Annotated in this window: 22 protein-coding genes and 1 riboswitch; of the genes, 10 read left to right on the forward strand and 12 right to left on the reverse strand. The window is 55.9% G+C overall.

Annotated elements, in window-relative coordinates; genetic code table 11:
* Window positions 1-6 precede the first annotated feature (6 nt).
* The 3 genes from BFV63_RS18740 to BFV63_RS18750 are packed head-to-tail and all read right to left on the reverse strand — an operon-like array spanning window position 7 to window position 4334.
* A complete protein-coding gene (locus BFV63_RS18740) occupies window positions 7-1194 on the reverse strand; it encodes a glycoside hydrolase family 88 protein (protein WP_032660336.1) in 1188 nt (395 codons plus the stop codon).
* 28 nt (window positions 1195-1222) lie between these two features.
* Complete coding sequence (locus BFV63_RS18745; protein WP_045345594.1) at window positions 1223-2488, reverse strand: oligosaccharide MFS transporter; 1266 nt, start codon at window positions 2486-2488, stop codon at window positions 1223-1225.
* A gap of 31 nt (window positions 2489-2519) precedes the next feature.
* Window positions 2520-4334, reverse strand: coding sequence for a DUF2264 domain-containing protein (locus BFV63_RS18750; protein ID WP_048209615.1), 1815 nt, complete (start codon window positions 4332-4334; stop codon window positions 2520-2522).
* Between the two features lie 166 nt (window positions 4335-4500).
* Here BFV63_RS18750 and BFV63_RS18755 point away from each other — a divergent pair, with 166 nt between their 5' ends.
* Window positions 4501-5337 (forward strand): AraC family transcriptional regulator, encoded by an 837-nt coding sequence (locus BFV63_RS18755; protein ID WP_003862512.1) that lies wholly within the window; start codon window positions 4501-4503, stop codon window positions 5335-5337.
* Window positions 5338-5438: 101 nt separating this feature from the next.
* Here BFV63_RS18755 and parE read toward each other — a convergent pair whose 3' ends face one another.
* From parE to nudF, 5 genes are read right to left on the reverse strand one after another with little or no spacing between them, the layout of a single operon-like run.
* Complete coding sequence (parE, locus tag BFV63_RS18760; protein WP_003862513.1) at window positions 5439-7331, reverse strand: DNA topoisomerase IV subunit B; 1893 nt, start codon at window positions 7329-7331, stop codon at window positions 5439-5441.
* Between the two features lie 28 nt (window positions 7332-7359).
* A complete protein-coding gene (gene yqiA, locus BFV63_RS18765; RefSeq protein WP_048241802.1) occupies window positions 7360-7941 on the reverse strand; it encodes an esterase YqiA in 582 nt (193 codons plus the stop codon).
* Complete coding sequence (gene cpdA, locus BFV63_RS18770; RefSeq protein ID WP_048241800.1) at window positions 7941-8768, reverse strand: 3',5'-cyclic-AMP phosphodiesterase; 828 nt, start codon at window positions 8766-8768, stop codon at window positions 7941-7943. Before cpdA ends, yqiA begins: the two co-directional genes overlap by 1 nt.
* A gap of 27 nt (window positions 8769-8795) precedes the next feature.
* The gene (locus BFV63_RS18775; RefSeq protein WP_003862516.1) at window positions 8796-9218 is read right to left on the reverse strand and encodes a DUF1249 family protein; all 423 of its coding nucleotides are present in this window, start codon (window positions 9216-9218) and stop codon (window positions 8796-8798) included.
* Window positions 9215-9847: an ADP-ribose diphosphatase gene (gene nudF, locus BFV63_RS18780; RefSeq protein WP_003862517.1), complete on the reverse strand. Its 633-nt coding sequence runs from the start codon at window positions 9845-9847 to the stop codon at window positions 9215-9217. The genes BFV63_RS18775 and nudF overlap by 4 nt, the downstream gene beginning before the upstream one ends.
* Before the next feature lie 203 nt (window positions 9848-10050).
* On the opposite strand from nudF, the gene tolC reads away from it, so the two are divergent.
* From tolC to BFV63_RS18795, 3 genes are all read left to right on the forward strand, one after another.
* Entirely contained in the window at window positions 10051-11529 is a 1479-nt protein-coding gene (gene tolC / locus BFV63_RS18785) for an outer membrane channel protein TolC (protein WP_045343334.1), read from the forward strand.
* A 190-nt stretch (window positions 11530-11719) separates the two neighbouring features.
* Window positions 11720-12385, forward strand: coding sequence for a DUF1190 family protein (locus BFV63_RS18790; RefSeq protein ID WP_003862522.1), 666 nt, complete (start codon window positions 11720-11722; stop codon window positions 12383-12385).
* 2 nt (window positions 12386-12387) lie between these two features.
* On the forward strand, window positions 12388-13548 hold the full coding sequence (locus tag BFV63_RS18795; RefSeq protein WP_023314866.1) for a glutathionylspermidine synthase family protein: 1161 nt from the start codon (window positions 12388-12390) through the stop codon (window positions 13546-13548).
* An 82-nt stretch (window positions 13549-13630) separates the two neighbouring features.
* Here the strand turns inward: BFV63_RS18795 and ygiD are convergent, their stop codons facing one another.
* Window positions 13631-14419, reverse strand: coding sequence for a 4,5-DOPA-extradiol-dioxygenase (gene ygiD, locus BFV63_RS18800; protein ID WP_003862526.1), 789 nt, complete (start codon window positions 14417-14419; stop codon window positions 13631-13633).
* A 130-nt stretch (window positions 14420-14549) separates the two neighbouring features.
* Here ygiD and zupT point away from each other — a divergent pair, with 130 nt between their 5' ends.
* From zupT to BFV63_RS18825, 5 genes are all read left to right on the forward strand, one after another.
* Window positions 14550-15323, forward strand: coding sequence for a zinc transporter ZupT (zupT, locus tag BFV63_RS18805; RefSeq protein ID WP_003862527.1), 774 nt, complete (start codon window positions 14550-14552; stop codon window positions 15321-15323).
* Between the two features lie 267 nt (window positions 15324-15590).
* Window positions 15591-16151 (forward strand): fimbrial protein, encoded by a 561-nt coding sequence (locus BFV63_RS18810; RefSeq protein WP_003862529.1) that lies wholly within the window; start codon window positions 15591-15593, stop codon window positions 16149-16151.
* Window positions 16152-16227: 76 nt separating this feature from the next.
* Entirely contained in the window at window positions 16228-18672 is a 2445-nt protein-coding gene (locus BFV63_RS18815; RefSeq protein ID WP_057058766.1) for a fimbria/pilus outer membrane usher protein, read from the forward strand.
* A gap of 9 nt (window positions 18673-18681) precedes the next feature.
* Window positions 18682-19443 carry a fimbrial biogenesis chaperone gene (locus tag BFV63_RS18820; protein ID WP_022651871.1) on the forward strand — a complete coding sequence of 254 codons (762 nt, stop codon included), beginning with the start codon at window positions 18682-18684 and terminating at the stop codon, window positions 19441-19443.
* Window positions 19427-20488: a fimbrial protein gene (locus BFV63_RS18825; RefSeq protein WP_045345589.1), complete on the forward strand. Its 1062-nt coding sequence runs from the start codon at window positions 19427-19429 to the stop codon at window positions 20486-20488. Before BFV63_RS18820 ends, BFV63_RS18825 begins: the two co-directional genes overlap by 17 nt.
* Window positions 20489-20532: 44 nt before the next feature.
* Here the strand turns inward: BFV63_RS18825 and ribB are convergent, their stop codons facing one another.
* On the reverse strand, window positions 20533-21186 hold the full coding sequence (ribB, locus tag BFV63_RS18830; protein WP_003862538.1) for a 3,4-dihydroxy-2-butanone-4-phosphate synthase: 654 nt from the start codon (window positions 21184-21186) through the stop codon (window positions 20533-20535).
* 105 nt (window positions 21187-21291) lie between these two features.
* Window positions 21292-21442, reverse strand: a riboswitch (FMN riboswitch).
* 120 nt (window positions 21443-21562) lie between these two features.
* On the opposite strand from ribB, the gene ubiK reads away from it, so the two are divergent.
* Window positions 21563-21859 (forward strand): ubiquinone biosynthesis accessory factor UbiK, encoded by a 297-nt coding sequence (gene ubiK / locus BFV63_RS18835; protein WP_003862539.1) that lies wholly within the window; start codon window positions 21563-21565, stop codon window positions 21857-21859.
* Window positions 21860-21936: 77 nt separating this feature from the next.
* On the opposite strand, the gene hldE is transcribed toward ubiK, so the two are convergent.
* Both hldE and glnE read right to left on the reverse strand, forming a co-directional pair.
* Window positions 21937-23367, reverse strand: a complete 1431-nt coding sequence (gene hldE / locus BFV63_RS18840; RefSeq protein WP_003862540.1) for a bifunctional D-glycero-beta-D-manno-heptose-7-phosphate kinase/D-glycero-beta-D-manno-heptose 1-phosphate adenylyltransferase HldE — start codon at window positions 23365-23367, stop codon at window positions 21937-21939.
* A 40-nt stretch (window positions 23368-23407) separates the two neighbouring features.
* Window positions 23408-26263 (reverse strand): bifunctional [glutamate--ammonia ligase]-adenylyl-L-tyrosine phosphorylase/[glutamate--ammonia-ligase] adenylyltransferase, encoded by a 2856-nt coding sequence (glnE, locus tag BFV63_RS18845; RefSeq protein ID WP_045345587.1) that lies wholly within the window; start codon window positions 26261-26263, stop codon window positions 23408-23410.
* Window positions 26264-26277 lie beyond the last annotated feature (14 nt).

Here is a 26277-nt window from a genome sequence, read left to right on the forward strand (position 1 = left end):
TGCCCGTTACCAGTACAGCTTCCAGCTCTGGGTGAAGCGCACCAGCGCCTCGACGTAGAAGTAATCGCCCCAGCTCGCGCACTCATCCACGCCTTTATTGCTCGCCAGGTGATACACCGAGTGCTTAAGCAGCCCGTTGCCCTTCTCTTCTTTGCCCATCAGATAGTGCTTTGTCAGCGTGGACATAATCCCTTTCGCCCATTCGAGGTAACGTTCGCGATCCGGATCCGTGACCGGCAGGTGTTTTACCAGCTCCAGCAGCCCACATACCGCAATCGCCGCCGAGGAAGAGTCACGCAGCGCGTCGGTGCCCACCAGCGCCAGATCCCAGTGGCAGACGTAGTCTTCCGGCAGGCGATTGAGGAAGTAGTTCGCCAGCCGTTTTGACAGAGCGATCATCGTTTCGTCGCCGGTATAGATATAGCTCAGCAGGAAACCGTAAATGCCCCAAGCCTGCCCGCGCGACCAGCAGGAGTCGTCGGCGTAGCCCTGCTGGGTGTTGCCGTAGCGCGGTGCGCCGGTTGCTACATCCATATAGTAGGTGTGGAAGGTGGAGGCATCGTCACGAATGAGATACGTCGCCGCCTGCATGACGTGCGCTTTTGCGGCGTCGGCAAAGCGCGGATCGCCCGTCTGCTCTGTTGCCCAGTAGAGCAGCGGCAGGTTCATGTTGCAGTCGATGATCATTCGCCCGGCCTGCTCCGGATCGGAGAGATCGCCCCACGCCTGGATGATCTTCGCCTTCTCGTGGAAGCGTTCCAGCAGGGCTTCCGCCGCCAGCAGCGAGAAGCCGCGCGCCTCGCGGTTTCCGGTCAGCCGCCACGCGGCTACGCAGGAGAGCGTGTAAAGGAAGCCTAAATCGTGGGTATTGGTGTCGTTGCGCCCGGCGATGCGCAGGCCAAACGAGCGCACGTGTTTTTCCGCCATCGCACGGAATTTTTCCTCGCCGCTCATCTCCCACGCCAGCCACAGCTGCCCGGTCCAGAAGCTGGTGGTCCACTCCACGTTGTCAGTCAGCGGATAAAAACCGTTCTGGCAGGTTTCCGCCGGGAATTTGTCGCCGAACTCCGTTAAATGACGGCTAATCAGGTCCAGAACGTGGCTGCGCGCCGAATTCAGTTCATCGCTGAATGCGCGGGAGTCAACGGGCGCAGCGATAACAGGCAGGCGTTCTTCTTTGATACGACTTAACATATTTCGGTTCCTTCTTTGACGGCGTAATTTATCGTGTTGACGTTTCTGCTACGTTCAGCGCACGAGCCCCGCGCCATTTGCTCTGACAGGCGGATAACGTAAAAGCAGAAATAAGGGTAAAGGTCAGCGCCGTTGCGCCCATGATGATATAGGTGTGCTCAAAGCCAATACGGTCATACATATAGCCGGCAGGGGAAGAGACCACCACGTTGCCAACGTAGAGCATCGCCTGATAGCCGAGTAAATACATGGTGGCATTGACGCGCTTGTCGAAATGCTCGGCGATATATTTAAATACCGACACCAGCAGGAGACAAATTTCCAGACCGTACAGCGGCTTAAGCACTGAAATTAACAGGTGAGAATCACACATGCCGGAAATAATCAGACGCGCCCCGACCACCAGCCCGACAATTAATAGCCCGCGTTTGGCGCCAATAAAGTTCACAAACAGCGGGATCACCATATACATGACGAACTCCATGCCCGACTGCACGGTCCCGAGATAACCGAATACCGCGTTGCCCTGGTGAATATCGTCGAAGAAGGTGACGAAATAGCGCGAGAACTGCTGCTCGGCGATAAACATCATCCACGCCACGCCCGCCACGTACAGGCAGAAGGCCCAGAATTTGCGGTTTCGCAGCAGGGCGTAAACGTCTGACGGGGCGATTTTCTCTTTCGTCAGCACCTCGCCCGCGTGAATGGAGTTAGTGTTCACTTTCAGGCTCAGCAGGACGATCAGCATCACCACCGACGCCACGCTGCCGAGAATAAAGTTATACGCCGGTGAGAGGTTGAACAGCAGGCCGGAGAAGGATGACGCCACCGCCCAGCCGAGCGATCCCCACATACGGATCTGCCCGAACTCCATGCCGTTTAAGCGGCTAAAGCGGTCGGAATACGATTCGCACGCCGCCACGCCCGCGTACCAGGCAAAGCTTAAATAGAGCGCGCCGATAATAATCCCCAGCAGGGTATTAGACATTAACAGCGGCTGGTATACGTAAATAAAGAACGGCGCCATCAGGGCCGACATGATCACCACAAAATAGAGCAGGTATTTGCTCATGCCGATCTTATCGAGAATATAGCCGTAGATCGGTTTAAGAATTACGGAGAATATCCCGTTCACCGCAAAAACGGTTCCAATCACCGAGCCGCTGAGATTGGCTTTCTGGCCAAGCCAGATCGCCAGCAGTCCAATACTGGCAGACCAGGTAAAGAAATAGAGAAAGATAAAGCTACTGATTTTGTAATATTCAGTTCTGTTAGTTGTCGATGTGCTTTTCATATCATCCTCGCCGACGTGTAGGGCCAGATTTTTATAATGTGAACGACAGCTTACGTTCGCTTCCGGGTTCGCTAATGACGACCCGGCTATGGGTTATATTCAGCTGCGGCGTCGCCGCAGCAGGCTGTCTTCCGCCAGCCAGGACGGCGCAACAGAGCCAGCTTTCCCCTTGCGGGAGGTCAGCTTTTAACAGCGGAATGGAGGCGCACTCCGCAAACATAATGCTGCTGTTCGGCGGCGTGACGATGCTGTCTGGCTTGCGCTGAATGATCGGCGAAAGATCGACAATGACGCTGCTGCCGTTTTCAGCCAACAGATAACAACCGCGTTCGCGCACCTGGTGGGCGGTTTTCATCACCGCAAAGCCGCCCTCGACGGTTTGCAGAGTGCGCGTGCTGTTGATACGGTGCAGGCGCAGGTGCCACTCCCCGAACGGGATCTGCCAGGTCGCAATCTGCACGTCGCGCCACGGCGACCAGCGCGAGAAAATGTAATTTTCATCCACCCGAACCTCTTCGCACTCGCGACGACCGCGGAAATAGTCATCTCCGTCCGCCAGCAGCAGCATGGAATCGCAGGCGGCATGCTTCAGGCCAAAACGCCCGCGCTCAAGGGTGAATCCGAAGCGGCTGGAGTAGGCAAATTTGGTGTATTTCGCTTCGGTGTTGACGTAGTTGTTCAGCTCCAGCTGACCAGCGGTGAGCATGACGACGTGCTGCGAATCTTTCGAATGCATCAGGATCTGCTGCGCATGCGGAATCACATGTTTTTCAGCAAGCGCGGGCAGCGGCTGCTCGTCGGCCTGCCAGAACGGATGCGCCTCCGGCAGCGCCAGGATCAGATAGGTTTTCAGCGCCCAGTACGGTGAACCGGGGGAGTTGTAATCCTCGCACATCGCCAGGTTCGGATACGCAAACCCCAGGGTGAGAATGCCGTCGCGATCGACAATCGACTGCTGCTGCCACCAGCGCAGATGCCGCAGCACAATGCCTTTCACGATGCCCGGGGTGAAGACGTCCAGCTGGGAAAAAGCCACCGCGCTCCAGAAGGCAACCATGGCAAAGCGGTAGGTCAGGCTGCGGCCAAACGGCACCGAGGCGCCATCGGCGGCGGACCAGTAGATAAAGTCTTCCGCGAACAGACGCGAGCGCTCGCGCAGAACATTCGCCCTCGCCTCGTCGTCACTCAGGGTGGCGTAAATCAGGCCGTAGAAATGGAAAGCCATGGAGATGTAGTAATCTTTCGGGCGGCCGGGACCGTCGGAATACCAGCCGTCGCCGAGGTAGTAGGCGTCCATCAGCGCAAAGCGGTGGTCAATGGCGGCCTGATCGTACGGCAGGCCGGCGCGCTTAAAGCCTAGCTGAACCATGATGGCAAAATAGTTCCAGTTGCTGTCCGGCATCTGCGCGTCGGTGATTTGGTTGAGCCACGCGTGCAGGTTCATCACCTCGCGACCGGTAAAGTGCGCGGTGAGTTTATCTCCCAGCAGAGCGAGCCCCAGACCGTAGGCCGCCATCTCCACCAGACGCTGATCGTACGGGCCGGTTTCTCCCCAGTAACCGCTGCTTTGCGGGTCGGTACCAAGCTTAATGGCAGTAAGGTACTTCTCGCTGAACGGCGTGCTTTCGCCGGACGCCATCAGCGGAAACAGCCCCCACAGCGCGCGGGAAAGTCCCTCCATCTGCGCAATATCTGCTGTGTAATGGGCGCAGGTGTCGCCCAGCGGGAATCGTGAACGGTTCGCCGGAAATTGCGTGTCCAGCGCCTGTAAAAGTGCATTCAACGACGCCACTACCTCCTGGCGTGAAGACAACGGATTTGATTTTTCTTTGTTTGCCGCCCACATCGGTTCGCCCTCGTAATCAACTGCGGCAAAGCATAGTGAATCCGCAAGGTGCAGAAATGTTAGCCGTGTCACAGGCATGAACGATGAATAAACCTCCAGTTGAGAAAATTTAAAAAGGTGGTTTATAAAGACGATCAGACGGGAAAAAGTTGAGTTTTATTGCACTATGCACGACACGCCGACAACCGACCTTCTGGAACTGATCGCCCTGAACGATACCGTGGCCTCGTTCAGCCGCCTGTTTGCCAATACGGTGCGCTACCATCACTGGCATCAGTGTCTGGAGATCCTCTATGTGGAAGAGGGCTTTGGCGTGGCGATTGTCGATAATCGTCACTACACCATGCGCCCCGGACGACTGTTTTTCTTCCCGCCTTTTACGCTGCACAAGGTCATGGTGGACGAACAGGCGGAGGCAATTTACCGCCGCACCATTATTCATCTCGACCAGCACGCGGTGCTGAAGATCCTGCGGGATTTTCCCCAGACCCGGCAGCGCCTGGAGCGGCTGTCACGCCGTGGCGGCGAAGCGTGGGTCGCCGATTTAGCCCACTATCACCACCATATCGACCATCTGTTTAGCTGCTATAAACCGCCGATGAACGGCGAGAGCATCGCCAGCCTGCTGATCGGCCTGTTCGCGATGCTGCCCGACGATCGCGACGGCGAGCCGGGCAACAGCCAGGGGATCGCCAGCCAGGTCATGTTCTGGCTCGACGAGCATTATCAGGAGAAATTTCGTCTGGATGCGCTGGCCGCAGAGCTGGGTAAATCGCGTAGTTACGTATCGCGAAGATTCCATGCGGAAACAGGCGAAAAAATTCACGACTACCTGAACACGCTAAGGTTGCGTAAGGCGTGCGAGTGTTTACTCCACACTGATTCGAGCGTGCGTGACATTGCCGCACAGGCGGGATTTTCCGACGTGACGTGGTTTATCAGCGCGTTTAAAAAGGGGATTGGCGAGACGCCGTTGCAGTACCGGAAAAACCATTCATCGTGATGAGCTGCATTTCTTGTCCGGCGGCGCTACGCTTGCACGGGCCTACGGGTTAAGTAGGCCGGGTAAGGCGCAGCCGCCACCCGGCAAAAAGACAGCGTGTATCAGGCCTCTATATCCGCCATGTCGCCTTTCTCCTGTAGCCAGTTACGTCGATCTTCAGAACGTTTCTTGGCCAGCAGCATGTCCATCACGGCGTTAGTTTGCTGTTCATCTTCATCGCTGATGGTCAGCTGCACCAGACGGCGGGTATTCGGATCCAGCGTGGTTTCACGCAGCTGCATCGGGTTCATCTCACCCAGCCCCTTAAAGCGCTGAACGTTCGGTTTGCCCTTCTTGCGCTTAAGCTGTTCCAGCACGCCCGCTTTCTCTTCTTCCGTCAGTGCATAGTAAACTTCTTTGCCGAGGTCGATTCGGTACAGCGGCGGCAGCGCCACATGGACGTGACCGTTTTTCACCAGCGCGCGGAAATGCTTCACAAACAGCGCACAGAGCAGCGTGGCGATGTGCAGGCCATCGGAGTCCGCATCCGCGAGAATGCAGATCTTGCCGTAGCGCAGCTGGCTTAGATCGTCGCTGTCCGGATCGATGCCGATTGCAACCGAGATATCGTGTACTTCCTGCGAGGCCAGCACTTCATCAGACGAGACCTCCCAGGTGTTGAGGATCTTACCCTTGAGCGGCATGATCGCCTGATATTCACGATCGCGCGCCTGCTTGGCCGATCCGCCTGCCGAGTCTCCTTCCACCAGGAACAGCTCGGTGCGGTTGAGATCCTGCGCGGTACAGTCCGCCAGCTTGCCCGGCAGCGCGGGGCCGCTGGTCAGCTTTTTACGCACCACTTTCTTCGCCGCGCGCAGACGACGCTGGGCGCTGGAGATCGCCATTTCAGCCAGCATTTCTGCGGCCTGAACGTTCTGGTTCAGCCACAGGGTAAATGCATCTTTCACCACGCCGGAGACGAACGCCGCACACTGGCGTGACGACAGGCGCTCTTTAGTCTGACCGGCAAACTGTGGATCCTGCATCTTCACGGAGAGCACGTAGGCGCAGCGGTCCCAGATATCTTCCGCCGACAGCTTCACGCCGCGCGGCAGAATGTTGCGGTATTCGCAGAACTCGCGCATCGCATCCAGCAGCCCCTGACGCAGGCCGTTGACGTGGGTCCCGCCGAGCATAGTGGGGATCAGGTTAACGTAGCTTTCGGTCAGCAGCTCGCCGCCTTCCGGCAGCCATAGCAGCGCCCAGTCCACCGCTTCAGTATCGCCTTCGAAATTCCCGACGAACGGTTTTTCCGGCAGGGTTGGCAGGCCGTTAACCGCTTCGCACAGGTAGTCGTTCAGACCATCGGCGTAGCACCAGGTTTGTTCGGTATTATTAACGTGGTCTTTAAAGGTGATTTCCACGCCCGGGCACAGCACCGCTTTGGCTTTCAGCAGGTGCGTCAGGCGGGAAACAGAAAAGCGTGGGCTGTCGAAGAAGCTTTCGTCAGGCCAGAAGTGGACGCTGGTGCCGGTGTTGCGTTTACCGCACGTCCCGACGACCTGCAAATCCTGCACTTTTTCGCCGTTTTCAAACGCGATGTTATACACCTGGCCGTCGCGACGGACGTTCACTTCCACGCGCTTTGACAGGGCGTTAACCACGGAGATCCCCACGCCGTGCAAGCCGCCGGAGAACTGGTAATTTTTGTTGGAGAACTTACCGCCCGCGTGCAGACGACAGAGGATCAGCTCAACGGCGGGAACACCCTCTTCCGGGTGGATATCTACCGGCATGCCGCGGCCGTCGTCGATGACTTCCAGCGACTGATCGGCGTGCAGGATAACGTCCACGCGTTTGGCATGGCCTGCCAGCGCTTCGTCCACACTGTTATCAATTACTTCCTGGCCCAGGTGGTTTGGGCGCGTCGTATCGGTGTACATCCCCGGGCGGCGGCGAACCGGCTCAAGCCCGGTGAGTACCTCAATGGCATCAGCGTTATAGGTTTGCGTCATGATTTAAGCTAGCAATTCGCATTGATTGTCAGTGGCTGTGCAGTCCAAGAAAATCGACAATCTGGGTGAAATGATCTTCAAAGCCCGTGAAAGCATGGTTACCGCCCTCTTCTACAGTCTGGCGGCAGGATGCGTAATACGCCACTGCCTGGCGGTAATCCAGCACTTCATCTCCCGTCTGTTGCAGCAGCCAGATAAGATCGGGCGCTTCAAGCGGGTCGACCTGCATAACTTTGAGATCGTAAATATGGCGTGACTCTAGCACATATTGTTGGCCGGTGTAGGGGTTCTCGTTTTCGCCAAGAAAGTCCCTTAACAGCTCAAATGGCCGGACCGCCGGGTTGACGACGACAGCGGGCAACATAAAGCACTGCGACAGCCAGGTGGCGTAGTAGCCGCCGAGCGACGACCCGACAACGCCAAACGATTCGCCGCCGTGTTCCAGCACTAGCGATTCCAGCATCTCTGCCGCATCCGCCGGATAAGGGGGCAACTGCGGAATAATCATCTCCACGTGGGGATGATTCGCGCTCAGCCACTGGCGAAGCTGCGTCGCTTTCGCCGATCGCGGTGAGCTGTTAAACCCATGCAGATAGAGAAGCGTCGACATCAATAGCCTTCCGAAGCGGTATCCGGGCGGAATTGTGCCCCGGCCAGACGGCAAACTTCGGTGGTCAGCGAGCCATCGGCATGCAGCTCCAGCCAGCGCCAGCCCGGTGCGATGGTATCCAGCGTAAAGTTGGCGCAGTGCGGCTTAAACTGCACGCAGGTAGAGGGCGTCGCGAGCAGGCGGCGACCGTTCCAGTCGAGATCCTGTTCCTGGTGAATGTGCCCGCACAGCAAATTTTTCACGCGCAGGAATTTCGCCAGCACGCCGTCCAGCGCCGCAGAGTTGCGTAAGCTGTGCTGATCGAGCCAGCTACAGCCCGCCGGCAGCGGGTGATGATGCAGTAACAGCAGCGTATTGCGATTCGGTTCGGCGGCCAGTTTTGTCTCCAGCCAGTCAAGCTGATAGTCGCTCAACTCACCGTGCGGAACGCCAAACACCTGACTGTCGAGGAGCAGAATTTGCCACTGGTCCCCCGCAAAGACACATTTTGCCGGTGAAATCCCCGCATCCTGAAGCGAACTGTACATCGCGGGCTGAAAATCGTGATTGCCCGGCAGCCAGACGCAAGGCACGCTAAAGCTCGCAATCCCTTCAGCAAAATGCTGATAGGCTGCGGAGGATTGATCCTGCGCCAGATCGCCCGTCGCGACGATCAGATCGCATGGCCGCTTTTCAGCATGGATCGCGTCAAGAACCGCCTGATAACTCTCCCAGGTGTTCACGCCCAGAAGCGTCTCATGCTTTTCGGCAAAAAGGTGGGTGTCGGTGATTTGTAATATCCTGACTGGCGCCCCACCAGCAACAGTCAGGTTCAACAGGCTTTCCAAATGGTGTCCTTAGGTAGGTTTATGACGCTAACAAACCGGAATCGCCATTGCTCCATGTGCTAAACAATATCTTAGCCAGTCGGCTAAAAACTGGTTAATTTGATGCTTTTCGTCGCGTTGATGCAACTTTTTATTCGGATAATCATACCGCGCTTTAAAGCGAAAGATCTGCTGGCTTGAACACACTTCAGCGACCATCGCGTCATGATAAAGACGTACCGTCATCGACGGCAGGCTCCAGTAGCTGATGCTCGGCGCCGTTTGCTCAATCTCCACCAGCGTAGTGTAGCGCGTTGATTCTGTGATCGTTAACCGATACTGCGCGTTGCTCACCTGATAGCTCACCGTTTCGCCGGGCGCGTCGTTTCGCGGCAGCAGGCGGCGCAGCTGAGCGAAATTGGTTTCGCACAGGCGCATCATTTCTGGGAAGTCAGGTGTATAACGCTTCATTTTTTCCACTCGTGTCGTAATGTCTGATAATGCAGCTGTAGCCATTGCAGAGCGATGACAGACGCTGCGTTGTCGATTTTCCCCTCTTCTACCCACTGGTAAGCCAGCTCCCGACTCACCACATGAACCCGAATATCTTCGTTTTCATCTGCCAGACCATGGATCCCTTCCGCTGTCGTGGCGTCCACTTCGCCCACCATGATAGATGAACGTTCCGTTGTCCCACCCGGGCTTGCCAGGTAGCTCAACACCGGCTTCGTCCGGCCAACCACCAGGCCCGCCTCTTCCAGCGCCTCGCGGCGAGCGACGTCTTCGACAGACTCACCTTCTTCGATCATCCCGGCCACCATCTCCAGCAACCACGGCGTTTCGCTGGTATCATAAGCCGCAATACGCACCTGCTCGACCAGCACAACTTCGTCACGCACTGGGTCATAGGGTAGCAACACAGCCGCATGCCCGCGCTCAAAAATTTCGCGTTTGATTTCACCGCTCATCTCACCGTTAAACAGACGATGCCTGAAACGGTAAAGTTCCATTGAAAAAAAACCGCTATAAAGCGTTTCTCGTGCAATAATTTCTACATCGTTTTTGGCGAAGGTGACAGGCACGTTTTCTGGTTTTTGCATCGGTCGAGTCCTGGTAGCAATGGTGATGAAATTGTGAATTTCAAGGCTGTTTGGCTGCCGTTTGTATGGCTATATGGTAGATTGGAGCAAATTACCGCCAGATGGCACGTTACGCCAACCTTTTGGTGTGGATGATTCTGTTAGAATCGGCAATTATTTTTAATTAGATCAGCGCTAATACTGCTTCACAACAAGGAATGCAAATGAAGAAATTGCTCCCCATCCTTATCGGCCTGAGCCTGACGGGCTTCAGTGCAATGAGCCAGGCAGAGAACCTGTTACAGGTCTACCAGCAGGCACGTCTGGGCAACCCTGATTTACGTAAATCAGCGGCCGATCGTGATGCTGCGTTTGAAAAGATTAACGAAGCACGTAGTCCACTGCTGCCGCAGTTAGGCTTAGGTGCAGATTATACCTACACTAACGGTTTTCGCGATAATAACGGCATCAACTCGAATGCCACCAGCGCCTCTTTACAGTTAACGCAAACCCTGTTCGACATGTCCAAATGGCGTGAGCTGAGCTTGCAGGAAAAGAGCGCGGGCATCCAGGATGTGACCTATCAGACAGATCAGCAGACGCTGATCCTGAATACCGCGACCGCCTACTTCAACGTACTGAGCGCGATTGACGCCCTCTCCTACACCGAAGCGCAGAAACAGGCGATTTATCGTCAGTTAGATCAAACCACCCAGCGCTTCAACGTGGGCCTGGTCGCCATCACTGACGTACAGAACGCCCGTTCACAGTACGACACCGTACTGGCAAACGAAGTGACCGCACGTAACAATCTCGACAACGCGCTGGAATCACTGCGTCAGGTCACCGGTAACTACTATCCTGAGCTGGCCTCTCTGAACGTGGACAGCTTCAAAACAGACAAGCCGCAGGCGGTTAACGCCCTGCTGAAAGAGGCGGAAAACCGCAACCTGACCTTGCTGCAGGCACGCCTGAGCCAGGACCTGGCGCGCGAGCAGATCCGTCTTGCACAGGATGGTCACCTGCCAACCCTGAGCCTGAGCGCCTCTACCGGCGTATCGGATACCAGCTACAGCGGGTCTAAAACCAACACTGCCCAGTATGACGACAACAATATGGGCCAGAACAAAGTTGGCCTGAGCTTCTCTCTGCCGCTGTACCAGGGCGGGATGGTTAACTCTCAGGTTAAGCAGGCGCAGTACAACTTCGTAGGCGCGAGCGAGCAGCTTGAAAGCGCGCACCGCAACGTGGTCCAGACCGTGCGTTCTTCCTTCAACAACGTGAACGCGTCCATCAGCAGCATCAACGCCTATAAACAGGCCGTTGTATCTGCGCAAAGCTCTCTGGACGCGATGGAAGCGGGTTACTCCGTCGGTACGCGTACTATCGTTGATGTGTTAGACGCAACGACCACGCTGTACAACGCGAAACAGCAGCTCTCCAGTGCGCGTTACCAGTACTTGATCAACCAGCTGAACATCAAGCAGGCGCTGGGTACGCTGAACGAGCAGGATCTGCAAATGCTGAACAGCACGCTGGGCAAACCGGTTTCCACGTCGCCTGACAGCGTCGCGCCGGAAAATCCACAGCAGGATGCCGCCGTGGATAATTTCACCGCTAACAGCAGCACCCCGGTTGCACAGCCAGCGGCAGCGCGTAGCACCTCACCTGCCAGCAGCGGCACGAATCCGTTCCGCAATTAAGCGTGTCATCAGGCCCACTGCGGCCTGATGCCCTCACCTCAGCCCTCGCCCACAGGGAGAGGGAGCACATTAATCCCCCCCGAACGTAAGCCAACGTAAAGATCCCCCGGATTTCACCCCTCGTCGCTTCATTTTCAACCACTCATCCTCTATCCTGAGCGTTATTACCACTGGGTCCTGGAAGACAAATATGAAACGGACAAAAACGATGAATCACGCGTCGTTCCGCAAAAGCTGGAACGCACGCCACCTGACACCTGTCGCGCTGGCGGTCACCGCCGTCTTTATGCTGGCAGGCTGTGAGCAAAACGACGAAACGGTTTCGCTGTATCAAAACGCCGACGACTGCGCGAGCGCAACCGGTAAAGCCGCTGAGTGTACGACGGCGTATAACAACGCCCTGAAAGAAGCGGAACGTACCGCGCCGAAATATGCCTCACGCGAAGACTGTGTAGCCGAATTCGGTGAAGGCCAGTGCCAGCAGGCACCTGCTCAGGCGGGTATGGCACCGGAAAACCAGGCGCAGGCACAGTCCAGCGGCAGCTTCTGGATGCCGCTGATGGCGGGTTATATGATGGGCCGTTTGATGAGCGGCGGTGCGGGCTACCAGCAGCAGCCGCTGTTTAGCTCCAAAAATCCGAACAGCCCGGCCTACGGGAAATACACCGATGCCACCGGCAAGGGTTACGGTGCTGCAACGCCTGGCCGTACGATGACCGTACCGAAAACCGCAATGGCGCCGAAACCAGCCACCACCAGCACCATTACCCGTGGCGGCTTCGGTGAGTCTGTTGCCAAACAAACCACCATGCAGCGTAGTGCGACCGGCTCCTCAACTCGCTCAATGGGCGGCTGATCATGGAACGAGTCAGTATTGCCGAGCGCCCGGACTGGCGCGAAAAAGCCACCGAATACGGTTTCAACTTTCACACCATGTACGGCGAGCCGTACTGGTGTGAAGATGCTTACTATAAGCTCACGCTTGCTCAGGTCGAAAAGCTTGAAGAAGTGACCGCAGAGCTGCACCAGATGTGCCTGAAGGTGGTTGAGAAAGTCATCGACAGCGATGAGCTGATGACCAAATTCCGCATTCCGAAGCACACCTGGAGCTTTGTTCGTCAGTCCTGGAAAACGAACCAGCCTTCGCTCTACTCTCGCCTCGATCTGGCATGGGATGGCGTGGGTGAACCGAAGCTTTTAGAAAACAACGCAGATACGCCAACCTCCCTGTACGAAGCCGCGTTCTTCCAGTGGATCTGGCTGGAAGATCAGGCGAATGCCGGAAACTTGCCGGAAGGCAGCGATCAGTTCAACAGCCTTCAGGAAAAGCTGATTGAACGTTTCGTCGAACTGCGTGAACAGCACGGTTTCAACCTGTTGCACCTCGCCTGCTGCCGCGATACCGAAGAAGACCGCGGTACGGTTCAGTATTTGCAGGACTGCGCAGCCGAAGCGGAAGTGGCGACGGAATTTCTCTATATCGAAGATATCGGTTTAGGTGAAAAAGGTCAGTTTACGGACATGCAGGATCAGGTGATCAGCAACCTGTTCAAGCTCTATCCGTGGGAATACATGCTGCGGGAAATGTTCTCTACCAAACTGGAAGACGCTGGCGTGCGCTGGCTGGAACCAGCCTGGAAGAGCATTATCTCCAATAAAGCCCTGCTGCCGATGCTGTGGGAGATGTTCCCGAATCACCCGAACCTGCTGCCTGCTTATTTTGCCGAAGATGATTTCCCACCGATGGAGAAATACGTCGTTAAGCCAATCTTCTCTCGTGAAGGGGCAAACGTCTCGATTATCGAAAACGGTAAAACGCTGGAAGCAGTTGAAGGGCCGTACGGTGAAGAAGGGATGATCGTCCAGGCGTTTTATCAACTGCCGAAGTTTGGCGACAGCTATACGCTGATCGGCAGCTGGCTTATTAACGATCAGCCTGCCGGGATTGGCATTCGCGAAGATCGCGCGCTGATTACGCAGGATCTGTCGCGTTTCTACCCGCATATTTTCGTCGAGTAAGACTTGCCGGGTGGCGGCTTCACCTTACCCGGCCTACATGTCGAGCGTAGGCCCGGTAAGCGCAGCGTCACCGGGCATGTGTTTACCCCACCTGCACCGACAGCATACTCAAGCTCCCCATCTCAATGCCGTCGACCGGGGTTGTAATAACCTCCTGACCGTCCCATGCGCCTAATACATACAGCAATGGCAAGAAGTGTTCCGGCGTCGGGTTAGAGAGCGAACCGCCATCGTGCTCCAGATAGTTCACCAAAGGGTGCCGTTCGACCGGCCCTTGCCAGGCCAGGTTGTCTTTTACATAGTCATTAAAGGCTGTTGCCCAGGGGTACGGCGTATTTTCACCGTGCCAGCGTACCGTACGCAGATTGTGTACCACGTTGCCACTGGCAATCAGCATGATGCCCTCATCACGAAGCGAAGCCAGCTTACGCCCCATCTCCATGTGCCAGGCAGCTGGTTTGGTGCTGTCGATACTCAGTTGTACCATCGGAATATCGGCATTCGGATACATTTTGATCAACACCCCCCATGAGCCATGGTCAAAGCCCCAGGCTTCTTTGTCCAGCGCAACCGGAACAGGGGCAAGCAGATCAACCAGCCGCTGCGCCAGCTCAGGGGAGCCCGGCGCAGGATAATGCGTGTCATACAGCGCCTGCGGAAAGCCGCCAAAATCATGAATCGTTTTTGGCGTTTCCATGGCCGTCACGCCGGTACCCCGGGTAAACCAGTGCGCAGAGACCACCACAATTGCCTTCGGACGCGGTAACGTCTCACCCAACTGACGCCAGGCGCGGGTATAGACGTTATCTTCCAGGACGTTCATTGGGCTGCCATGGCCTAAAAACAGTGCTGGCATACGAGAAGAAGACATGGTGATATCCTTAGAGGAGGTGTCAATGTGATAGGCCTACATTACGCGCATTCAGGTGAAGATGAACGCAGATAACCGTGAAGATCATCATCAGGAAATTTGAATGCCAGATATCGCTTAAGGAGAATGCATGTCAGTACCGTTGATTTTGACCATACTTGCGGGCGCCGCAACCTTTATCGGTGCGTTCCTCGGGGTACTCGGGCAAAAACCCTCTAATCGCCTGCTGGCCTTCTCGCTGGGTTTCGCCGCCGGGATCATGCTGCTTATCTCGCTGATGGAGATGCTGCCCGCCGCGCTTCACACCGAAGGGATGTCGCCTGTTCTGGGCTATGGCATGTTTATCATTGGCCTGCTGGGTTATTTTGCACTCGACCGTATTCTTCCTCACGCGCACCCGCAGGATTTAATGCAAAAAAGCGTTACCCCCGTTCCGGGAAATATCAAACGCACGGCCATTCTGCTGACGCTGGGTATCAGCCTGCATAACTTTCCGGAAGGTATCGCCACCTATGTCACGGCCAGCAGCAACCTGGAAATAGGTTTTGGTGTGGCGCTGGCCGTGGCTTTGCACAATATTCCTGAAGGACTTGCCGTTGCCGGGCCCGTTTATGCCGCCACGGGTTCAAAACGTACAGCTGTCTTTTGGGCAGGTATCTCCGGCATGGCTGAAATTCTCGGCGGCGTGCTGGCGTGGCTGATCCTCGGTAGCCTCGTATCCCCGGTTGTAATGGCTGCAATTATGGCTGCCGTGGCCGGGATTATGGTCGCGCTCTCTGTCGATGAGCTGATGCCGCTGGCAAAAGAGATCGATCCCAACAATAACCCAAGCTACGGCGTGCTGTGTGGAATGTCAGTGATGGGGATGAGCCTGGTTCTGCTGCAAACGGCAGGTATTGGCTAAGAATTAATGCCTCCGTTTTTATACGGAGGCTTTATATTATTCAAAAAAACAATCCTATATATTTTACATATAATAACCCACAAAATATAAATCTATTAAAACCCCGAAAAAAGAAGCCTCTTCAGATAGCCTGAAAATATTAATTAAAACCATCTAAAAATATATTTAAGTCACGTTAATCGCGTCTCCCCGCCCCAATCCGTATACTTTGCGAGTATTCTGAAATTAATATTCACATTACGAATCAATCTGAAAAAGGATATTTTCATGTATATGGGTAAAAAATTGCTGTTAGCGGCAGCTATGGCTGCCATTGTATCGGGTTCTGCGTTTGCTGATGATCAAGGCTCAGGCAAAATCAAATTCAAAGGCGTGGTTATTGACGCACCATGCAGCATCGCTCCAGACAGCGTTGATAAAGAAGTCGACCTGGGTGAAGTGACTACGGCCGTTATCAACGCCAACAAAAAATCCACGCCGGTTCCGGTCGATATCAATCTGGAAAACTGCCAGCTTGACGATCCGGCAGACGAAACCGACACGCCAATTACTAAAGTGGAAGTGACCTTTACCAGCGCAGCGACAGATGCGACGGATACCAGCCTGATGAGCAACACCTTTGCAAACGGTGCGCAGAACGTGGGCGTCCGTCTGCTGGATAACGCGGAAGGCAACATCACGCTTGGTCAGCCAAACGTGCTTGATCTGCTGGCGGGTTCAACCACCCAGACGCTGCATTTCAAAGCGGTTATGGAAGTCCCAACAGGTAAAACTGCGACGGCAGGCCAGGTTGAAGCCACGGCTAACTACGTCCTGATGTACAAATAATTCCGTTACGTCACGGTATCAGCCGACTGGCAATCCATGCCGGTCGGCACTCTTTATTTATTCGAGTAACAGGATGATGACATACAAAGTACAATGGATAATCATCATTGCGTCCCTGTTAATGACGATAGTTGCCTCTGCCACTGAATTTAATATAAACGCCATCGATAAAGATCAGCGCGGCAGCGTCGATTTATCACGTTTTAAAGATCAAATATCGGTTACGCCGGGAAGCTATTTCGTTACGGTTTCAGTTAATGATATTCCGCTGGCAAATGGCTGGCAGCTTCGCTGGCGAGAAATAAATAACGCAGTTCAGGTCTGTATTCCCCCCGAGCTGGCCGATACATTCGCATTGCAGGATGACGTTCGTCACGCTTTGCCGGAAAAAGAGGGATGCGTTGATTTCGCCGCCAGACCAGACATCAAATTTACTTTTGAGCAAGGCAGCCAGACCCTGAAAGTAACGATCCCCCAGGCGTGGCTGCAATACCGTGCGGTTGACTGGATGCCGCCATCCACCTGGGACAACGGCGTGCCAGGCGTACTGCTGGATTACAATCTTTTTGCCAGCCATTATCAGCCCAATAGCAGCGGCGGCAATGACAACGCCAATACCTATGGTACCGCCGGTGCGAACATGGGCGCGTGGCGCCTGCGAAGCGATTACCAGTACACGCGAAGCGATACTGAAGCAGGCTCAGAGCAGGATGGCCGTTTTTCACGCGTGTATATGTTCCGCCCTCTGCCCTCGATCGGTGCGAAACTGACGCTGGGTGAAACGGATTTCCAGTCCTCCATTTTTGACGCCTTCACCTACACCGGCGCATCGCTAATCAGCGATGAACGTATGCTGCCATGGTCGCTGCGCGGCTATGCCCCACAGATTACCGGAATAGCACAAACCAACGCCACCGTGACCGTAAGCCTTGCCGATCGCGTGATTTACCAGAGTAAAGTGCCACCAGGACCCTTTGTTATTCAGGATCTTAACCAGTCGGTTCAGGGCACGCTGGACGTCAAAGTCACGGAAGAAGACGGACGCGTCAACACCTTCCAGGTCTCGGCTGAATCCGTGCCGTTTTTAACGCGCAAGGGCCAGGTGCGCTATAAGCTCGCGGCGGGTAAAGCGCGCCAGGGCGCCTCCCATGATGTTGAAGATAACGCCTTCATGAGCGGCGAATTTTCCTGGGGCATGCTGTCGCACACCTCTCTGTATGGCGGCACGCTGGCCGATGGCGACCGTTATCGTTCCGTCGCTGCCGGGATCGGCCAGAATATGGCCTGGCTGGGGGCGCTCTCTTTTGACGTCACGCAGGCTACCAGCCAGCTGCCACACCAGCGCAGCCAGACGGGTTACAGCTATCGCATTAACTACAGCAAGCGTTTCGATACCACCGGCAGTCAGCTTACGCTCGCCAGCTACCGCTACTCAGACCCACAGTTTTTGAGCTACGCCCGCTACCTGGATTATGACAACGGTGACCGCCAGTCGGAAAAACAAACCCTGAGCGTGACGGCAAGCCAGTACATTTCAGCGTTATCCCTGAACCTGTACGTCAATATGCTGCGTCAGACATGGTGGAATGATTCACCCTCCACGACCGGCAGCATCACGGCGGGCTACAACTTTGATATAGGTCGCTGGAAGAACCTTGGCGTAACCCTGTCCTGGAGTAAAACGCATTACGAGGAGGAAGACGAAAATGACGATACTCAGTTTTATCTCTCGCTCAGCGTACCGCTCGATCCCGATCATCGACTTAACTATGACCTGCGTAACAGCGACACGCTGAGCCATAACGTGTCGTGGTATGACACGTCGGATCGCAATAATACCTGGGGCGTTTCCGCAGGTACGGAGAGCGGGAAGCCAGATTCCGGCGCGCAGGTCAGCGGGAATTATCAGCATTATTCTGCGTACGGCGATCTCAATCTCTCCGGCAGCTATAAAGCTAACGAATATAACTCCCTCAGCGCGAGCTGGAGCGGTTCCTTCACCTCAACGGCGAAAGGCGCCGCGCTGCACCGGCGCAGTTACGGTAATGAACCCCGCGTAATGGTCAGCACCGACGGGGTAGGCCATATCCCGCTGAACATGTCGCGCGATGAAACTAACCGTTTTGGCATCGGCGTTTTACCGTCATTCTCCAGCTATTCCCCCTCCAGCGTGCAGGTCAATATGAACAACCTTCCGGATGGCGTGGACGTGGACAACCGCGTCGTGACCTCAACCTGGACTGAGGGGGCCATTGGTTATCGTCAGATTGCCACGCGCGCAGGTCAGGACGTAACAGGCGTTTTGCGGATGTCGTCAGGAACACCACCACTCGGGGCGATTGTTCGCCTGGATGAAAGCAATTTACAGGTTGGGATGGTGGCCGATGAAGGCCGCGTCTGGCTCGGCGCCGTTGAGCCAGAACAGCAGTTTCGCGTGACATGGGGCGACAACCAACAGTGTCGCTTCTCGTTACCTTCTCACTTAGAAAACAGTATGCAGTTGATACTGCCGTGCCAGTAAGAAATCATCATGAAATTAACGCCGATTAAAAGCCTGTGCCTGATGCTGATCAGCACAACATTTACCGCCCACGCGGCCATTAACCTGGACCGCACGCGCATTGTTTTTCCAGAAAGCGACAAGGCCAGCAGCCTGAAAGTGGACAACCAGAGCAAGGCGCTGCCTTATCTGGCGCTCTCCTGGATTGAAGATGAAAAGGGGCAAAAAGAAGATGTGCACTTTATGGCGCTTCCCCCCATTCAACGTATCGAAGCGGGCGCCTCGTCGCAGGTAAGAATTGTTAAACAAGCCGCTACCCGCCAGTTGCCAAAAGACAGGGAATCGCTGTTTTATTTCAACCTGCGTGAAGTACCGCCTAAAAGCACCAGCGCCAGCGAGGAGCGCAGCGTGATGCAGGTTGCCATGCAGAGCCGAATTAAGCTCTTCTGGCGTCCGGAAGCGATTCGCAAAAAATCTGGCGAACTGACTGAAATGCGTATGGAAATTACCGCCAACGCGAAAGGGCTCACGGTCCACAACCCTACGCCGTACTACATCACGCTGGCGTGGCTGAGCAAAAATGCCAAAACCATGCTGCCGGGTTTTGACAGTCTGATGATTGCGCCTTTCGCCACGGCAACTGCCTCTACCGGCGATTACCACGGTAGTTATTACAGCATCGGCTACATCGACGATTACGGCGCACTGAAAAAAGTCGACGTACAGTGCACCGGAACGGTTCTATGTAAGCTTAACGAACGGAAAATCGATAAAGATGCGAAAGCTCACTAGTTTCCTGCTTACATTGCTGCTTACAGCGCTGCCTTTGAAAGAAGCGCTGGCGCTCAACTGCTATCTGGGTGGATCTGGCGGCCCCGTCGAGGAGACAAAAACGATCTCCCCTTTTGCCATACCCAGCAACGCTCAGGTTGGCCAAAAAATATGGGAGTCTGATGACATTAAAATTCCGGTGACGTGTGACAATAACGTCACAAGCGGTTTCAAGCCGGAAGATGTTTTTGCCTGGGTAAACCCTTATCCTGCCGCAACCGATCCCTATTATGAACTGGGCGTCACCTATGAAGGCATAGATTACGATGCCACAGGCCAGCCCAACGGCGTGGATACCCGCCAGTGCCTGGACAACGATAACATCACCATTTACACCCCGGATCAAATCCGCCAGATGGGTTGGGAGAATCGCATCTGCTCTGGCAATCCGGATGATATCCACATTACGCGCACGTTCGTCGCCCGTTTACGACTTTTCGTGAGAATTAAGGCTATGCCGCCACATGGCTATGTCAGCTCGCTCAGCGATTACATCGTTGTGCAGTTTGACGGTAAGGGCGGCGTTAATCAGATGGCCGATGCGAAGAACCTTAAGTATCACATCAACGGACTGCAAAACATTACGGTGCTTGATTGCGGGGCGACGTTTACCATTTACCCTGAGAATCAGGAGATCGACTTTGGCACCTTCAGCGCGCGCGACATCGTGAATCAGCAGACGCGTTTGCGCACGTTTTCAATACGAACCACCAAAGTGCAGGATGCCCAGTGCTCGGATGGATTTAAGATGGACTCGTCGTTTTACACAACCGAAACGCTCAGCGCAGACGACACTGCGGTACTGATAGGGAATGGGTTAAAACTGCGTATTCTTAACGGAACGGCCCCTTACACCTTCAACCAGTACAAAGAGTACGCCGATTTTACGGGCGATAAGATGAATATTGAGCAAAACTACACAGCTGAACTTTCACGGGAAGAAGGGAAAGCGATTCAGTCCGGGCCGTTCGAAACCGTGGTACTGTTCAAAATTAACTACCACTAGAAACAAAAAAACCGGGTTTCCCCGGCTTTTATACATCAGCATGTTCAGCTGGCTTTGCGCTCGTGCGCGCGGCGGTACTCAACCAGATCTTCAATCGTCACCACTGGCATATTGTGCAGACGCGCAAAGGTGATGCACTCCGGCGCACGCGCCATGGTGCCATCATCGTTGGTCAGTTCGCACAGCACGCCTGCGGGTTTGAAGCCAGCCAGCGTCACCAGATCGATGGTCGCTTCGGTATGACCACCACGGGTCAGCACGCCGCCCGGCTGCGCGCGCAGCGGGAAGACGTGACCAGGACGGTGCAGATCGGAAGGTTTCGCACCATCAGCAATCGCTGCACGCACGGTGGTCAGACGGTCAGCCGCCGACACACCGGTGGTTACGCCATGCGCCGCTTCAATGGTCACAGTGAAGCCAGTACCAAAGGCGCTGGTGTTGTTTTCAACCATCATCGGCAGATCAAGCTGCTGGCGACGGTCTTCGGTGATGCACAGGCATACGATGCCGCTACCGTGACGGATGGTCAGCGCCATCTGCTCAACGGTCATGTTCTCGGCGGCAAAAATCATGTCGCCTTCGTTTTCACGGTTTTCATCGTCAAGCACCATCACACCGCGGCCTTCGCGCAGGGCATCCAGTGCATGTTCAACACGTTGAGTTGAAGTGCCAAAAGAGGAAAGTAGCGTCTGATTCATGGTAAAAAAACCTCATTAACTTTATGGTTACCAGAATCAGGGCAGTCTTAGGAGCGCCGTACAAGCGGCAAAAAAATAACGTGAGCGGGCTTTGCCCGACTGGATCGTTACTCTCTCCCATCCGGACTCTAACCGTCGGCCCCGGAATTACACCGGATCTGCTGACCTTTGAGAATTCACCCAAAGCGCTCGCGGGCTTTCAGCGTTAAGCTGATTTACCGCCGGTGGGGAATTTCGCCCCGCCCTGAGAATAAGCGAGATAACTATAACGCTATTGATTACCCTGGGCAATGCATAAGCTTCAAACAATTTTGTTTAACCCGCGGCATGACACGCTACAATAGGCACTAACACCTTTTCATCAAGGGAAACGACAATGATTGACCCAAAGAAAATTGAGCAGATCGCGCGTCAGGTTCATGAGTCCATGCCGAAAGGTATTCGTGAGTTTGGTGATGACGTTGAGAAGAAAATCCGCCAGACGTTGCAGGCACAGTTGGTTCGCCTTGATTTAGTCAGCCGCGAAGAGTTTGACGTGCAGACGCAGGTGCTGCTGCGCACCCGCGAGAAGCTGGCGCTGCTGGAACAACGTTTGACCGAGCTGGAAAACCGCAATGCGCCGGAAGAAGTGAAGCCAGCGCCAGCTATTCCACCGGTGGATGACCAGGCATAAGTGCGGCCTGATGCCCTCACCCCAGCCCTCTCCCACAGGGAGAGGGTGAAAAACGAACGGGCCAACAGGCCCGTTTTTTACTGACTGTCTTTCTGGATCTTCTTAATGATGTTGGTGGTTGAACACCCGTCCTCAAAGTTGAGCACCATTACTTCACCACCATTCGCCCAGACCTCTTCGCTACCTGCGATTTGCTCTGGTTTGTAATCACCGCCCTTCACCAGCAGGTCAGGCAAAATTCCGGCAATCAGGCGCTGCGGGGTGTCTTCTTCAAATGAGACCACCCAGTCCACCGCTTCCAGCGCGCCGAGCACTATCATGCGCTGCTCCAGCGGGTTAACCGGACGCGTTTCACCCTTCAGACGTTTGGTTGAGGCATCGCTGTTGACCGCCACAATCAGGCGGTCGCCCAGCTTGCGCGCATTCGCCAGATACGACACGTGGCCCGCATGCAGGATGTCGAACACGCCGTTCGTCATCACCACTTTTTCACCGCGTTTGCGCGCGGCGGCAACGGCCACTTTCAGCTCGTCTTCGGTCATGACGCCAAAGCCGGTATCCGCACGCCCACGCACCGCGTTTTCCAGCTCAATTGGCGAAACGGTGGAGGTCCCGAGTTTACCGACGACCACGCCCGCCGCGGCGTTCGCGAAGTAGCATGCTTCTTCCAGGGAGTTACCCGCCGCCAGCGTCGCCGCCAGCACGCCAATCACCGTATCACCGGCACCGGTCACGTCGTACACTTCCTGCGCCTGGGTTGGCATATGCAGCGGCGCCTTGCCCGGTTGCAGCAGCGTCATGCCCTGCTCGGAACGGGTCACCAGCAGCGCAGACAGCTCGAAATCAGCGATGATTTTCATGCCGCGCTCAACCAGCTCTTCTTCAGTTTTGCACTTGCCCGCCACCGCTTCGAATTCAGAGAGGTTTGGCGTCAGCAGGGTTGCGCCGCGATAGCGCTCAAAATCGGTGCCTTTCGGGTCGATCAGCACCGGAACGCTGGCTTTGCGCGCCAGCTGGATCATGGTCTGCACGCTCGCCAGCGCGCCTTTGGCATAATCAGACAGCACCAGCGCGCCAATATTGCCCAACGCCTGGTTAATGCGCTCGTGCAGCGGCTCGGGATCAACGCCTTCGAACCCTTCTTCAAAGTCGAGGCGGATTAGCTGCTGGTTACGCGACAGCACGCGAAGCTTGGTGATGGTTGGGTGGGTCGGAACAGAAACGAAGTCACACTTCACATTCACGTCCGCCAGCGACTTGCTCAGCGCACGCGCCGCATCGTCAATGCCGGTCAGGCCAACCAGACGCGAATGTGCGCCCAGAGAGGCTATGTTCATCGCCACGTTTGCCGCGCCACCGGGACGCTCTTCAATGGTGTCGACCTTTACCACCGGTACCGGTGCTTCCGGAGAGATGCGGCTGGTCGGCCCATACCAGTAGCGATCCAGCATCACATCACCGACAACCATAACTCCAGCACGTTCAAACTCTGGCAGTGTTACTTTCATTCCTGACTCCAGAAAGATTCACAATTTGCGCGCGATAATATCACACTTGTTTTGTTACGCACGGTTCCACTAGCCACTTCTGCCAGCTTGTAGTCACCTGCGCGCGTTCGTCGGCGAAACAGTCCAGCGCCACATGGCCCGGCTGTTCCTGTAATGCCAGATGGTGCAACTCATCACGCAGTGTGGTGTAGGCGCGGGTTAAGGCCTGCGCCTCCTGCTCATCCATAATGTCGTTCTGCGCCAGCAGTTCCAGTATGCGCACGTTATCCGACCAGCGGGTCAGCTTCGGCTTATCGTGCGCGTGCAGCAGCACCAGGTACTGAGTGATAAACTCAATATCGGTAATCCCGCCTTCATCGGCTTTGATATCAAAGCGATCGCGATGTTTGTTGCCAAGGTGCGCGCGCATCTTCTCCCGCATTTCCCGCACTTCGGTTTGCAGCGTACTGCCCTCGCGCGGGGTCGTCATGACCGCCTTGCGGATCGCATCGAACTGCGTTTTGAGCTGCGGATCGCCATACACCACGCGGGCGCGCACCAGCGCCTGATGCTCCCACGTCCAGGCTTCGTTCTTCTGATAGTCGGCGAAAGCCTCCGTCGAGGTGACCAGCATGCCTGCCGCGCCGGACGGGCGCAGACGCGCATCCACTTCATACAGAATGCCGGATGAGGTGCGGGTGCTGAACAGGTGCATGATGCGCTGGGCCAGGCGCAGGTAGAACTGCCGTCCGTCAATCTCACGTTCGCCGTCGGTCATGACGTCTGCCGGACAGTCGTGGAGGAAAATCAGATCCAGATCGGAGCTGTAGCCCAGTTCCCAGCCGCCCAGCTTGCCGTACCCCACCACCGCAAAACCGCGGCCTTCACGGTCAGCAAGGTGCTTCGGCTGGCCGTAGCGGGCTACCATTTGCACCCACGCCTGGTGGACAACCGCGTCGATGATCGCTTCCGCCAGCCAGGTTAAGTGATCGCTCACTTTCATTACCGGCAGGGTACCGGCGATATCTGCCGCCGCCACGCGCAGCATCTGTGCCTGCTTAAACTGACGTAGCGCCTCAAGCTGTTGCTCTTCGTCCTCCTCCGGCACGCGCAGCAGATACTGGCGCAGCTCGTCGCGGTAGGCGTCCGTCGCCGTCGGCTGATAGAGGGTATTCGGGTCGAGCAGTTCGTCCAGCAGCAGCGGATAACGCGCCAGCTTGTTCGCCACCATCGGCGATGCGGCGCAGAGGGAAATCAGGTGCTTCAGCGCGCCTGGAAACTCGCTTAACAGCTCAAGGTAAGTGGTACGCGTGACGATCCCACTCAGCAGCGGCATCATGCGCGACAGCGGCACCGGCGCATCGTCGCGGGAGCAGACATCGCTCAGCAGATGCGGCATCAGATGATCCAGCACCTGACGACCGCGTGGGCCGATAGCGCGTTTGTTCAGTTCGAGGCGGAAATCGGCAATCAGCGCCACCACGCGATAGCGGGCATCGTCGCTTAAGTGCGCCAGCACCGGCGTGGTGTCATCTTCCTGAAGCGCGTCCTGCCACAGTTCGCGCCAGTGCTCGGAGAGCGCATCGTCCTGCGATTCAGTTTCGTCGTCGCCGATCAGATCGTTAAAGATGCGGCGCACGCCCGCCATATGCGCTTCCAGCCGTTGCGTCAGCGCCGCCCAGTCATCCACCCGCATCCCCCAGGCCAGACGCGCCCGGTTCAGCTCATCGCCCGGCAACGTCTGGGTCTGTTCGTCGTTGATACTTTGCAGCAAATTTTCCAGACGACGCAGGAAGAGATAAGAGTCACGCAGCGTTTGCGCGTCGCCTTCCGGCAGCAGATGCAGCTGATCGATAGCGCTTAGCGTCGGCAGCAGCGAGCGGGATTGCAGAGAAGGTTCACGCCCGCCGCGTATCAGCTGGAAGACCTGGACGATAAATTCGATCTCACGAATACCGCCAGCACCGAGCTTGATGTTGTCTTTCAGGCCACGGCGACGCACCTCGCGGGCAATCATCCCTTTCATATTTCGCAGGGACTGGATAACGCTGAAGTCGATGTAGCGGCGGAACACGAACGGGCGCAGCATGGCGCGCAGCTCGTTGGCGTAGGCATCGTCGCTGTCGCCCATGATCCGCGCTTTGACCATCGCGTAACGCTCCCAGTCGCGACCCTGCTCCTGGTAGTAATCTTCCAGCGCGGCAAAGCTCAGCACCAGTGGCCCGCTGTCGCCAAACGGACGCAGGCGCATGTCCACGCGGTAAACAAAACCATCCTGCGTGGGCTGATCCAGCGCCTTAATCAGCCGCTGCCCCAGACGAGTAAAGAACTGGGCATTGTCCAGCTCGCGACGGCCGCCGCGCGTGGAGCCGTTCTCGGGCCAGGCAAAAATCAGATCGATGTCTGAGGAGAAGTTCAGCTCGCAGCCGCCCAGCTTGCCCATCCCCAGGATCAACAGTGGCTGAGGAACCCCTTCCTCGCTGCACGGCGTGCCCCACTCTTTACAGCAGGCGGCGTAGAGCCAGTCCCGCGCGGCGACGATCAGCGTCTGCGCCAGCTCGCTCAACTGCTGCAAGGTGCTCTCTTCACTCACCAGCTCCAGCGCCTGCGCCCAGGCAATGCGTACCATTACCCGGCGGCGGAACTGACGCAGAACGCGCATCAGCGTGGCTTCGTCTGCCACCTCTGCCAGCGCGGTTTGCAGCCAGCCAGCATAATGCCGCCACTCGTCAGCCTGCGGCGGCGCGCTTTCCAGCTCTGCCAGCCAGTCCGGGTTAGCGCTGACGCTCTCCTGCACAAAATCACTGAACGTGAGCACGCTTTTCGCCTGCTCGCTTAACGACGACGCGGGTAACGACTCAGGCAGGCGTTCACAAACGGTCTGCCAGTGCTGCTGTAACTGCGAAGAAAGCGGCATATCAGGGGTTCCTT

The sequence above is a fragment of the Enterobacter hormaechei subsp. xiangfangensis genome (assembly GCF_001729785.1).
Lineage (GTDB): Bacteria > Pseudomonadota > Gammaproteobacteria > Enterobacterales > Enterobacteriaceae > Enterobacter > Enterobacter hormaechei_C.